This is a genomic window from Flavihumibacter stibioxidans (assembly GCF_014332695.1).
Classification (GTDB): Bacteria; Bacteroidota; Bacteroidia; order Chitinophagales; family Chitinophagaceae; genus Flavihumibacter; species Flavihumibacter stibioxidans.
The window spans coordinates 787,798-800,842 of record NZ_MBUA01000012.1 but is presented as its reverse complement, the minus strand read 5'-3'; the positions used below and the strand labels follow the sequence as shown (position 1 = coordinate 800,842).

The 13,045-nt window shown below is 57.2% G+C and carries 10 protein-coding genes; 9 read left to right on the top strand and 1 reads right to left on the bottom strand.

Translation table 11 applies throughout. The features are described from left to right. The first annotated feature begins 13 nt into the window (after positions 1-13). The 9 genes from BC349_RS10560 to BC349_RS10520 all read left to right on the top strand — a co-directional run bounded on the left by BC349_RS10560 (position 14) and on the right by BC349_RS10520 (position 12,054). The gene (locus BC349_RS10560) at positions 14-1,480 is read left to right on the top strand and encodes a RagB/SusD family nutrient uptake outer membrane protein (RefSeq protein WP_187256691.1); all 1,467 of its coding nucleotides are present in this window, start codon (positions 14-16) and stop codon (positions 1,478-1,480) included. A gap of 100 nt (positions 1,481-1,580) precedes the next feature. Further along, positions 1,581-3,029, top strand: coding sequence for a BNR-4 repeat-containing protein (locus tag BC349_RS10555; RefSeq protein WP_187256690.1), 1,449 nt, complete (start codon positions 1,581-1,583; stop codon positions 3,027-3,029). A gap of 9 nt (positions 3,030-3,038) precedes the next feature. Further along, positions 3,039-4,577: a PQQ-dependent sugar dehydrogenase gene (locus BC349_RS10550; protein WP_222840139.1), complete on the top strand. Its 1,539-nt coding sequence runs from the start codon at positions 3,039-3,041 to the stop codon at positions 4,575-4,577. After that, entirely contained in the window at positions 4,574-5,794 is a 1,221-nt protein-coding gene (locus tag BC349_RS10545; protein ID WP_187256689.1) for an Nramp family divalent metal transporter, read from the top strand. The genes BC349_RS10550 and BC349_RS10545 overlap by 4 nt, the downstream gene beginning before the upstream one ends. 8 nt (positions 5,795-5,802) lie before the next feature. Beyond that, complete coding sequence (locus BC349_RS10540; RefSeq protein WP_187256688.1) at positions 5,803-6,819, top strand: NAD-dependent epimerase/dehydratase family protein; 1,017 nt, start codon at positions 5,803-5,805, stop codon at positions 6,817-6,819. Between the two features lie 3 nt (positions 6,820-6,822). Continuing rightward, entirely contained in the window at positions 6,823-7,887 is a 1,065-nt protein-coding gene (locus tag BC349_RS10535) for a dihydrodipicolinate synthase family protein (RefSeq protein WP_187256687.1), read from the top strand. Between the two features lie 10 nt (positions 7,888-7,897). Beyond that, positions 7,898-9,910, top strand: coding sequence for a hypothetical protein (locus BC349_RS10530; protein WP_222840138.1), 2,013 nt, complete (start codon positions 7,898-7,900; stop codon positions 9,908-9,910). 18 nt (positions 9,911-9,928) lie between these two features. Continuing rightward, positions 9,929-11,053, top strand: a complete 1,125-nt coding sequence (locus BC349_RS10525) for a M20 family metallopeptidase (RefSeq protein WP_187256686.1) — start codon at positions 9,929-9,931, stop codon at positions 11,051-11,053. 5 nt (positions 11,054-11,058) lie between these two features. Beyond that, positions 11,059-12,054 (top strand): Gfo/Idh/MocA family protein, encoded by a 996-nt coding sequence (locus BC349_RS10520; RefSeq protein WP_187256685.1) that lies wholly within the window; start codon positions 11,059-11,061, stop codon positions 12,052-12,054. A 315-nt stretch (positions 12,055-12,369) separates the two neighbouring features. On the opposite strand, the gene BC349_RS10515 is transcribed toward BC349_RS10520, so the two are convergent. Continuing rightward, positions 12,370-13,017: a YdcF family protein gene (locus BC349_RS10515; protein WP_187256684.1), complete on the bottom strand. Its 648-nt coding sequence runs from the start codon at positions 13,015-13,017 to the stop codon at positions 12,370-12,372. Positions 13,018-13,045 lie beyond the last annotated feature (28 nt).

The window sequence follows — 13,045 nt, the reverse complement described above, 5'->3', positions numbered from 1 at the left end:
TCAATTCAACGTCATGAAAAAATACATTTTCTATATATCAGCTGCAGCGGCTCTCGGTTTGACGGGCTGCAGCAAGGATTTTATTGAACTGGCGCCGGTTTCCCAGAACAATGTGGTCAATTTTTATAAGACAGCGGCGGACATGAAGATTGCCGTGAATGCGGCTTATGGCGCGCTGCAGTACAGTGGTCAGTATTTCAGTGCCATGCACGAGATCGCTGAAGTTCGTTCCGACAATACCGGCATTCTCGATGTCCAGACCGGGCTGAATGTGGTGGAGATCGACATCTTCACCAACCAGTCCAGCAATACCCTGCTGAACAATATGTGGAACGACCACTACCGCGGTATCCAGCAATGCAATATTGTGATCGACCGCATCGATGCCATCAATATGGATGCGGCTACCAGAGACCGTTATGTGGGTGAAGTAAAATTCCTGCGGGCCCTGATGTATTTCAATATGGTGCGCACTTTCGGCGACCTGCCGCTGGTGATCAAAGAGATCAGGAACCCGGAAGAAGGCTATGCCTACACACGTGAACCGGTGGATGCCGTATATGCGCAGATCATTGCCGACCTGAAAGAGGCGGAAGCAAAATTGCCTGCGATCTATACCGGTACAGAGATTGGAAGGGCTACCTCCGGTGCCGCGAAATCTTTGCTGGGAAAGGTTTACCTGACGCGGAAAGATTTTACTGCCGCCGCTGCAAAGCTGAAAGAAGTGATCGATGGCACTGCCACCAGTAAATACATGCTGCTTTCCAACTATGAGGACATCTTCAAAGTGACCAATGAAAACCACCGCGAGTCCATCTTCGACGTGCAGTTCAAAAAAGGCGGCACGGGCGAGGGCAGTCCCTTTACCAACCAGTTCGCACCCAGGTCTTCCGGTGTTATTGTGAGCAAGGTAGGACCCGGACTGGGGTATAATATCCCCACCCAGGATATGGAGGACGCCTATGAAACCGGCGACCTGAGAAAGGATCTTTCCATGGCCAATGGGTATATGAACGGCGCCAGTTTTGTGGCTTCCAAGTACATCAAAAAATACCTCGATGTGCCCTTCCAGGCAAACGATGCCGATAATAACTGGCCGGTTCTGCGCTATGCAGATGTGCTGCTGATGTATGCCGAAGCATTGAATGAACTCGGGTATGTGGCCGATGGCCCGGCTTTTGACTACCTGAACCAGATCCGCACCCGTGCCGGCTTGCAGCCGAAGACCGCGGTGAATGCAGAGCCTTCTTTGCAGATTGCCGACCAGGCTGCTTTCCGCCTGGCTATCGAACAGGAGAGAAGGGTGGAGCTGGCTTTCGAAAACCACCGCTGGTTTGACCTGGTGCGTACCGACCGCGCCATTGCCGTGATGGCAGCACATGGCATCAGCATTCAACCCTACCAGTTACTCTATCCCATCCCGCAGAGCCAGATCGATATCAATCCCGAAATGATCAAACAAAACCCGGGATATCAATAATCGTCAGTTGCGTTTTGGTTAAACAGGAGTCCGCCTGCTTGTCGCCTGCCGGCAGGTTGGCCAGCAGGTGGACTCCCTTTTTTAAACCCGGAATTTTCTTATGAACCTGTTATTCGCCAGCCTGCTCAGCCTGCATCTGTTCAACGGTACAGATACCACCATTACGCTGAATGTTTCGGATGATGGTTACCGTGGTATCTGGTACAGCAGCCAGCCTTCCGGCGATGAGTATGTGTACAAGTACAGCGGCGGACTGGCTACTTATCCCGCCAATCACTATCCCTTTTCGGTGTATGCCCCCGCAGTGAACAAGACTTTCTTCTGTTACGGGGGAACCGATGCCGCGGGCAAAACGCTGCTGCATACGGTGTCCTTTTTCGACCATGCCAGGGGCAAAGTACCCCGACCCACCATTGTGCTGGATAAAAAAACCAGCGATGCCCACGATAACCCGGTGCTGAACATCGATGCACAGGGTTATATCTGGCTCTTCTCCACCGCCCACGGCACCAGCGCACCTTCGTATATCCATCGCAGTGACAGGCCTTATGATATCACCAGTTTCACCCGCGTGCAGGCCACCAAAAAAGTAGCCGGACAAACAAGCCCGCTGGATAATTTCTCCTACCTCCAGGCCTGGGTGGTGCCCGACAGCGGCTTCCTGCACCTCTTCACACATTATGACCGCCAGGTGATTCCCGGTTACCCCGACAAACCCCGGCGGACGATCAGCTTCATGAAAAGCAGTAACGGCATCAGTTATGGTGACTGGATAGATATCGCCGCCATCGAAGAAGGCCATTACCAGACCAGCGGACAATATGGAAAAAAGATTGCCACCAGTTTTAATTTCCATCCCTATCGCCAGGGTGAAAACGGACTGAATTACCGCACTAATTTGTATTATATCGAAACCCCTGATTTCGGCAACACCTGGCAGACAGCCGATGGCCACAAAATTGACCTGCCCGTCCGCGAGGTGCAGAACCAGGCGCTGGTGAAGGATTACCGGCAGGAGGGATTAAAAGTGTATATCAACGACCTGGCTTTTGATGCCCATGGCAACCCGGTGATCCTGTATATCACGAGCAAGGGTTTTGAAGCGGGACCGGCAAACGGTCCGCACGAATGGCATACGGCGCATTTCAACGGCCGGCACTGGGATATCCGCACCATCACCCGCTCCGACAACAATTACGACATGGGTTCCCTCTACATCGAAACCGATGGCAGGTGGATGGTGATCGGTCCCACCACCACCGGGCCGCAGGCTTATAATACCGGCGGGGAAATGGTGAGATGGGAATCAAATGACCAGGGAAAAACCTGGACCAGCCAGCCCCTGACCCGGGGCAGCCAATACAATCATTCCTATCCCCGCAAACCGGTTCAGGTGCAGGATGGATTTGTGGCTTTCTGGGCTGATGGCCATGGCCGCCAGCCCTCGCCTTCCAGCCTCTATTTCGCCAATAGAAAAGGGGAAGTGTACCGCCTGCCGCAGAAGATGAAAAAGAAATTCGCCCGGCCGCAACGCATCCACCTCAAATAACCAACTGACATGTACACACGCCATTTTGATTTACGGTATCCATGGCTGACCCTGAGCCTGGTCGTTATACTGGCTCTTACTGCCGTCGGTTGTGGACAGGCCAGCGGAACGATGGCGGAGAAAGCGCCCGAAGCCAGCCTGCAACTTGACAGCAGCCTGCTGGGTATGCAGACCATCGCCGCGGGACTGGATGTGCCCTGGGAGATATGCTGGGGTCCGGATGACAGGATCTGGTTCACCGAGCAGAACGGTTCTATCAGTCGCCTTGACCCAACCACGGGTGAAAAAAAATTATTGCTGCGCATCCCCGAAGTCTGGCGCCACCGAAGCGCGGGACTGCTGGGTATGGCCGTGGGTAAATTAATAGACAACCAGGTGTATGTGTTTGTTGACTTCACACACCGCCATGATTCGGTGATCACCAGCCGCCTGGTCCGCTACCGGCTGGATGGGGATACCCTGGTAGAAGCCCGGCTGCTGCTGGAAATTCCGGGTAATACCGGCCACAATGGTTCGCGCGTGGTATTGTCCCCGGGCGGCCTGCTCTACTGGGCTACCGGCGATGCCGCGAACCTCGCCAATGCCCAGAACCGCGCCAGCCTGAATGGCAAAATCCTCCGCCTCCATACCGATGGCAGTATCCCCGCGGATAACCCCGATCCACAAAGCCCGGTGTGGGCGATGGGGTTTCGCAACATGCAGGGACTGACATTTTCCGCCACGGGCAGGCTCTATGCCTCCGAACACGGCGATGCCACGGATGATGAAATCAACCTGCTGCTGCCGGCCGGCAATTATGGCTGGCCCCTGGTGGAAGGCTTTACCCATACAGACAAGGAAAAACAAGTTCAACCAGCGGGCAGCATGCCGCCCCTGAAAGCCTGGACCCCCACGATTGCTCCCGCAGGAATGGAATATTATGGCTCCGACCTGATTCCCGAATGGACCAACAGCCTGCTGCTCGGAACCCTCAAGGACCAGAGCCTGCGCGTGCTGCAGCTCGATGCCCGCGGGGAACAGATAAGCACCGAACAGGTATTCCTGGAAAAAGCGCTGGGGCGTATCCGTGATATCTGCGTGTCGCCTCAAGGCGAGGTTTTCCTGGCCACCAGCAACCGCGACTGGAACCCTGCCCCGGGTTTCCCGAAACCCCAGGACGACCGGATCATCCGGCTGGCACCCGATCAACGAAGGGCCGCCACTGTGTACAGCGCAACTGCGCCAGGCGACCCCACCACCGCACAGGCCACCACGGCGCAAGCCAACCCCAACCCCGAAACCATTTACAACCAATACTGCGCCTCCTGCCACAAACCCGATGGCAGGGGCCTGCCGGGAAGCTTCCCCGCCCTAAAAGCCTCCCCCCTGGTCAACGGCGATCCGCAGGCACTGATCCACCTGCTGCTGAAAGGAAAAAAACAGATGCCCGCTTTTGAATTTTTATCCAACCAGGAACTCTCGGCCATCGGTAGCTTTATCCGCTCCTCCTGGGGCAATAACCAAACCGCCATCACCGAACCAACCATACAGCTATCCAGAAACAAATGAATACAGCAACCAACACCAGCAAAATCGGAACCTGGATCAAAACCCTCGGTCCGGGTATCATCACCGCCGCCCTGGTCTTCGGTCCCAGTAAAATGACCATCACCTCCCGCCTCGGCGCAGAGTTCGGTTATTCCTTAACGTGGATTATCGTGGTGGCCATCTTTTTTATGATCCTCTTCGCCAATATGGGCTCGCGCATCGGCGCGGCCGCACCCGATACCCTGCTGACGGTCATCCGCCAGAAATGGGGCCGCGCCATAACCATCGCCATCGGCCTCGGCATCTTCCTGGTGGCCACTTCCTTCCAGGCAGGCAACTCGGTGGGCGTGGGCATCGCACTCGGGGAAGCCACGGGCACCGGCCCCCAGCGCTGGATCATCCTCTTTAATATCCTGGGCATCAGCCTCCTGTTTTTCCGCGGCTTCTACAAGGTGCTGGAAAAACTGATGATCCTGCTGGTGGCCATGATGCTGGTTTCCTTCCTGGCCACCCTGCTGATGGTGCAACCGAGTATTGCCGGTATCACAAAGGGATTGATGCCTTCCCTGCCAACCGGTTCAACCGGACTGGTAATCGCTTTCATGGCTTCCTGTTTCTCCCTGGTGGGCGCTTTTTACCAGTCCTACCTCGAAAGGGAAAGGATCCGCACGGCCACCGGAGCTGCCAAAAGACCCGCGGCCAGCACCACCGGCATGCTGATGCTGGGTGCCATGAGCGCCGTGGTCCTTTTCTGTGCCGCCGCCGTGCTGCACAGCCAGCAGGTGAAAGTGGTGAACGCCGCCGCCATGGCCCGCGCCCTCGAACCGCTGTTCGGTACCTATGCCTCGAATATGTTTTTCACCGGCCTCTTCGCCGCTTCCTTTTCCTCCCTGGTGGGCAATGCCACGGTGGGCGGCTCCATGCTGGGCGATGCCCTGGGCTGGGGCAAGGACCTCAACAGCAAAGCAGTGAAAATCCTGATTGCCGTGGTGATGACAGCCGGCGCCTCGGTGGCCCTGCTCTTCGGCAAACTGCCCCTGGAGATGATTGTGCTGGCGCAGAGCATCACGATTTTCCTGGTGCCTTTTATCGGCTGGGCCATGTTCTCCATCGCCAACGATGGCAGTATCATGGGCGCGCATAAGAATACACCCCTGCAGAAATGGATGGCACTGGCGGGTTTGCTGCTGGTGGTCTTCCTGGCAGCGGGTAATGTGTACGAACTTTTTATAAAATAATAAACACCATGAATCTTACAGAACAGAAAGAAAAAGCCCTGCTGTTGCCTTCCGAAGCCCTGCTGCGCGACTTGCAGGCGATCAGCGGCGATATCATGCTGCTGGGCGTTGGCGGCAAGATGGGTCCGGCTATGGCGCGACTGGCCAAACAGGCTATTGACCTGGCGGGATTACCAAAAAAAGTAATCGGCGTGTCGCGTTTCTCCGACCCTTCCCTGGCTGCCGCATTACAGGCCGATGGCATCGAAACGATTTCCGCGGACTTGCTGAACGAGTCCGAACTGGCGGCCCTGCCGGAGGTGGAGAACGTGATTTACCTGGCCGGACAAAAATTCGGCACCACCGGGAAGGAGGCTTTTACCTGGGCGATGAACGCTTACTTACCCGGCCGCGTAGCCGAAAAATACCGGCACTCGAATATCGTGGCCTTCTCTACCGGTAATGTGTATCCGTTTAGTCCGGTTCATGCCGGCGGACTCTCCGAAGAACAGGCTGCCGCACCGGTGGGTGAATATGGACAGTCCTGCCTGGGCCGCGAACGCATCTTCCAGTATTTCGCGGAAAAGAACCAGACGCCCACCCTGATCTATCGCCTGAACTACGCGGTGGACCTGCGTTACGGCGTGCTGCTGGAAATCGGCAAGGCGGTTTTTGAAGGTCGCCCCATCGACCTCAGCTCCGGTAATGTGAACGTAATCTGGCAGGGTGATGCCAACGAAATCGCCCTCCGCTCCCTGCTGCATTGCAGCACCCCGGCCAAACTGCTGAACGTAACCGGTCCCGAGTTACTCTCCGTCCGCTGGCTGGCGGAACAGTTCGGCCAGCGCCTCAACCGCAGCCCGCTGCTGGTGAACGAACCACAGCCCACGGCCCTGCTGAGCAATGCCTCCGAATGCCACCGGCTTTTCGGTTACCCACGGGTGACCATCCGCGAGATCATAGACCTCACGGCCGAATGGATTCTGGGCGGCGGCAGCAGTTTTGGTAAAGCAACCCATTTTCAGGAAAGAAACGGACAATTCTAAACCATGTCAAACACACTCGACCCGATATTACTACATCACCTGCAGGAAGGCACGGTGATCCCGGCACATCCCCTGGCCCTTACGGCCGACCGGCAACTGGATGAAGCCCGCCAGCGTTTACTCACGCGTTACTATATCGCCAGCGGCGCGGGCGGCATGGCCGTGGGCGTTCATTCCACCCAGTTCGAGATCCGCGACCCGCAGGTCAATCTCTATGAACCGGTGCTCCGGCTGGCGGTGGAAGAACTGTCCAAAGCCGCACCCGACCGACCCTTCCTGAAAGTGGCCGGCATCTGCGGCCCTACGGAACAGGCGCTGAAGGAAGCCATCCTCGCCAGCGGTCTGGGCTACGATATGGCCCTGCTGAGCATGGGCGGACTGGCCGCTTATTCCGAGGCAGACCTGCTGGCGCGTACCAGGGCCGTGGCGGCCATTATGCCCGTGTTCGGTTTCTACCTCCAGCCTTCGGTAGGCGGACGTATTTTCAGCTTTGATTTCTGGCAGGCTTTTGCCGCCATCCCCAATGTGCTGGCCATCAAAGTGGCCGCTTTCAACCGCTACCAGACCCTCGATGTGATGCGGGCGGTGGCCTGCTCGCCCCGCGCTAAGGAAATAGCCTTATACACGGGCAACGATGATAATATCATCGCCGACCTGCTGACGACCTATCGGTTTCAATTCGAGGGCCGGCAGGTGGAGAAATCCTTTGTGGGCGGACTTCTCGGTCAATGGGCAGTGTGGACGAGCAAGGCGGTGGACCTGCTGCAGCGGATCAAATCCGCGAAGGCTGAAGGCCGGGATCAACTGCCGGCTTTTCTCTCCGAGGGCGTGGCCCTGACGGATGTGAATGCCGCCATCTTCGATCCGGCCCACCAGTTCCACGGCTGCATTCCCGGCATCCACGAAGTGCTGCGCCGCCAGGGCCTGCTGGCGGGTACCTGGTGCCTGAATGAAAAGGAGCAACTTTCACCCGGACAGGCAGAGGAAATTACCCGCGTGTACGAGTGTTACCCCCACCTGAATGATGATGCATTTGTGCAGGAATTTCTCCGCCAGCAATCCCTTTAAAAACAGACCCATGAAAAATATACCCCAACTGATAAGGCTTGCCTGCCTGGTGTTTTTGCTGCAGGTGGTTGCGCTGCCCGCATCTGCGCAGACAGGTGCCACCCGTGCGCAGGCCGACACCCTTCACCCCCAGGCCGACTCCTCGCGTTTTACCAATCTCGGTCCCCAGCTCCGGGCTTCCATGATCCAGGGCAGCCTGTTCGTGAAAGACTCCGCTGGTCGCGAGCTGCTCTACACCGTGGTGCGCGGCGAACCGGCCCACCTCCTGGGTTATGAACTGGCCTCGGGTAAACTGCTGCTGGACCAGCCCCTGCCCGGGGCGGATGGGGCCTGGGATATGGCTTACTCCCCCGATGGCTGGTTATATGTACCCGGCGCCAGCGGATCGCTATTCCGCCACCGCCCGGGTTCGCCCTCGGTGGAAAACCTTGGCCAGGCCCTGCAGGGCGAAACCTATGTCTGGAGCCTGACCACGGGCAAAAACGGCGAAATCTTCGGCGCCACCTACCCCGGCTGCCGCGTGTTCCGCTACCACCCCAAAGACGGCTTCAGCGATGCGGGCAGGGGTCCGCTGGTGGCGGGCGAGAACTATGTCCGCAGCCTGGCTTTCCACGAAAAATCCGGGAAACTCTATGCCGGCGTGGGCTCCCATGCCCACCTGGTGGAACTGGATCCGGTAACCGGACAAAAAAAGGAAATCCTTCCCGCCAAATACAAAAACCGGGAATTCGTGTATGGGCTGGAGCTGGTAACCGGCATCAAAGGCGGCGACCGCCTGATGGCCCTGCTCAACTCCGGACAAACCACTATTATCTACAACCTCAGAACCCATAAGGTGGAGGCGGAGCTGGACAGCATCGATATGAAAACCGTGCTGCAGCAGCCCGGAACGCCCTGGGTGTACGTAACCTCCGGCGGTAAACTCTGCCGGCTGGATATCAGCCGTCCCACCGCCCCCCTGCAGGTGATCGGCGAAACCGGCGCCAGCGCCAATGCCCTGGCGTTAAGCGGCGACAAACAGGTGCAAGTACTTACCTATAAGGGAGTGGTGCACCGCTTCCATCCGGCCACCCGCGTGTCGAGCCAGCAGCAACTGGAAATACCCGGACAACCCATTCCTATCCAGTCCATCATTTACGGTCCGGATGACCGCATCTGGATGGGTGGTTACCTCGCCGGCGGGCATGCCACCTACGACCCGCAAACCGGTGCCAGCCAGGAATACAAGGGGCACGACCAGACCGAAGGCATGGCCGTGCAGGGTGATCATATTTACATGGGCATCTACCCCCACGGCAAGCTCTATGCGCTGGATACCCGGCAGCCCTGGGATGCCAAAACCAATCCGGCTTACCTGGGTTCCATACCCGGACAAAGCCGGGCTTTCGCCATCCTGGCGGTGGAGGAAAAAAAGAAAGTATTTTTCGGCACGGTGCCGGAATACGGCCAGCTCGGCGGCGCCCTGATCGCCTGGGACCGCCAAGCCAACACCCTCGATGCGGTGGTGAACATCGTACCCAACCAGTCGGTGGTGAGCCTGGCACAGGCAGGCGGACTGCTTTATCTGGGTACCTCCATTTCAGGCGGACTGGGTGCGCAGGCATCCGAGAAGGAAGCGAGGCTGGTGGCCTGGGATATGGACCGCAAGCAGAAACTGATGGACATCGCCCCGGTGCCGGGAGCCATGGCCATCACGGCACTCATCAACGGTCCGGGTAACACCCTCTGGGGCATGGCCGACGGTCAGCTATTTATATTCGACCCGGTGAAAAAAGCGGTGATCGCCACCCGGCGCGTGCATGAAGTGCCCGCCACGCGCGGACATATCTGGCGGAGCGCCTTCCTCGGCATCCACCCGTCGGGTACAATCTATGGCACCGGCGCGAACCTGCTGTTCAGCATAGATCCGGCAAGTCTGGCCGTGACCATCCTCGACAAAAAAGCCAGTTTGTTTGCAATGGACAAACAGGGCTATATTTATTTCAAGCGCAATACCGAACTCTGGCGCTATCAACCCGAATAAGCTGTCAACCTGAAACACATGCACGGAGCAGTACAGATAACCCGCCACCTGGTGGCCATTCCCTCGGTGAACCCTATGGGCAAAGGCCTCACCGGCGAGCTCTATTCCGAAAAGGGAATGGTTCGGTATATAGCCGATTACCTGCAGACGCTGGGCATCAGCGCAGAGGTCTTCGGCGCCGACCCCGACCATCCCAACCTCACCGCGTTTATAGATGCGGGTAAGCCGGAGACCATCATGCTGGAAGCGCACATGGACACCGTGTCGCAGGAACAGATGAGCATCAACCCCTTTGACCCCGTGATCCGCGACGGCAGGATCTATGGCCGCGGCTCCTGCGATACCAAGGCCTCGCTGGCCACCTATCTCTATGCCGTGGGGGAACTGGTTCGCGGGAAGAAATCCCTCAAACGCAATATCCGCCTGGCTTTCGTGAAGGATGAAGAATACGCTTTCTCGGGAGCGCGGGAACTGGTGGACCGGGGCATCCGGGCCGATTTTGCCATCGTGGGCGAACCCACGGAGCTGAACCTGATCTATGCGCACAAGGGACTCTGCCGGTTTTTCATCCACACGAAAGGAAGCAGTTGCCACTCTTCCATGCCTTGGCTGGGCGAGAATGCCATCTACAAAATGGGCGCCCTGCTGGGAAGGATTGAAGACTATGGACGGCACCTGGCCAAGACCGTGCATCCCGACCTGGGTTGTGCTACGGTGAATGTGGGCCGGATCAGCGGCGGACAAACGGTGAACACCGTGCCTGCCGCCTGCAGCATAGAGCTCGACAATCGCCTGCTGCCGGGCATGGACTATGACAGCATCCTGCGGGACCTGAAGACCTGGCTCGGTGAATCCGCAGACTATACCATTGAACCGCCCTACCTGCTGGCACTGGGCGTGCAGAACCATCCCGATGACCCCCACAACCGGGCCCTGCGCCAGGCCTGCGAAGCCAACGGCGTGCAGCCCGCCATGCAGACCGCCCACTATGCCACCGATGCCGCCATCTACCAGCAGGCGGGCATTCCCTGTGTGGTCTTCGGTCCGGGTAATATCCAACAGGCGCATACCGCCGACGAGCACATCGCCATCGCCGACATCGAAAAAGCCGCAGATATATTGATCACCCTCTTAGCAGAATAAACGCTATGCAGATACCTTTTGGCCGCCGTTCTTTTATCCGCGATTCCACTATGCTGGCAGTGACCCTGGCCCTGCCATCCTGGGCTACCGCCTTAAGTCGGCAACCCGTACCGGCAGGCAGGCGTATTGGCATCATAGGCCTGGACACCTCCCACAGCGTTGCCTTCACCGGGCTCTTCAATGCCCCGGATGCGGCGCCGGAACTAAGGGGTTACAAGGTGGTGGCGGCCTGTCCCTTTGGCGGCCGCGACATCATTTCCGCCACGAAAAACATTCCGGCCAATACAGCAAAGCTGGAAGGGATGGGGATCCGCATCGTGGACAGCATTGGGCAGTTGCTGGCGTTCTGCGATGTGGTGCTGCTGGAAACCAACGACGGCAGGCTGCACCTGGAGCAGGCACTGCCGGTTTTTGAAGCCCGGAAACCCCTGTTCATCGACAAGCCCGTTGCCGCTTCGGCAGCGGGGGCAGAAGCCATCTTTAACGCTGCGGCTAAGCACTCCGTGCCCGTATTCTCTTCCTCCGCGCTGCGGTTTGTGGCGGGGATGGAAGCCATCCGGCGGGGCGACCATGGCCGGGTGCTGGGGGCAGACACCTACAGTCCCTGCACCCTTGAGCCCACGCACCCCGATCTCTACTGGTATGGCATCCATGGGGTGGAAATGCTCTATGCCATCATGGGTGCTGGTTGCAGGAAGCTCACGCGGCTGCACACCCGCGACACGGACCTGGTAACCGCTGAATGGGCCGATGGGCGCATCGGCAGTTTCCGGGGCATGCGTTTGGGTCCGCCTGATTTTGGCGGTACTATCTTCACCGAAAAAGGCAATATTCCTGCCGGCAAATTTGAAGGTTACCAACTGCTGGTGGCCGCCATCGCGCGATTCTTCGACACCGGGGTGGCGCCGGTCAGTGCGGCTGAGACCATCGAGATCTGCCGTTTCATGGATGCGGCGGAGGAAAGCAAGAGAAGGGGTGGGGAGGTGGTGGAGTTGCTATAATCAGCCAGAATGCCTGTTTTTTAGTACAAAATGGCTGATTATAAAATCTATAATCAGCCAGAACTTCCTGTAAAGGTATTGGCAAATCAAGGTTGTCGGGTATTATTCCCGGGTTGTCAGGTAAGATGCTAGCTCCAGTTCGGGGTTATTGAAAACTACAAATTGGCAAGGAAGCATTTGTAAGTATTCCTTTCATAGCCACTTTGCAGAGTTTATGTACAGATTGCAATTAGGGTACACTTACCTCCTTTCCTGGCAGGAGATTCACTGTCGCAGGAATTCAGCAGGAAAAGCAAAAGCACATAACTAAAATCCTTACCTTATCAAATGCTGGTCAAATCCCGCCGCCACCAGGGTTTCAAAATCCAGCCAGATAGCATCCGGAATATCCTGGTGAACCTGGAAACCCTTTGCCGGGTATTCCTTAATTCGTTGCAGGTCGCCCACCATGATATTGATTACCCGCTCCAGTGGAATTTCTTCGTTGGGATAGGCTTCGAAATCAATTTGCGGGGAAGTAACCACCAGGTCTTTATCGGGCCAGTGTTTTATGAAAGTGGCGAAGCTCCTTCTCTCCATATAGGGCTTCTGCACCACGATGAAACGCTGCGGGTCCAGGTTCTTCGACAATAGCAGTTGCCGGGTGAAAGCGATGTTTTCGCCCGTATTGGTCGATTGGTTTTCGATCAGGATAACCTCTTCCGGCACACCCATTTCCCTGGCCACCGCCGCGAATTTATCCGCCTCCTTTTCCGTCCACATGCCCTGGGTGAAATTTCCCAACCCGCCCGACATCACCAGCAGTGGCGCCCAACCCTCCAGCCACAGATCCGCCGCCCTTTCCGCTACACGAAGGTCATGGCTGCCCAGCGCCAGGATGCAGTCTGCGGGTTGCAGTTGATGCTGCATGTGGTGGTAGTCCCAGATGCGGCGGGCGGCTGTCAAAATATGTTCAGGGATCATAATGGGGTGGTTGGTTCTTTGGAGTCAA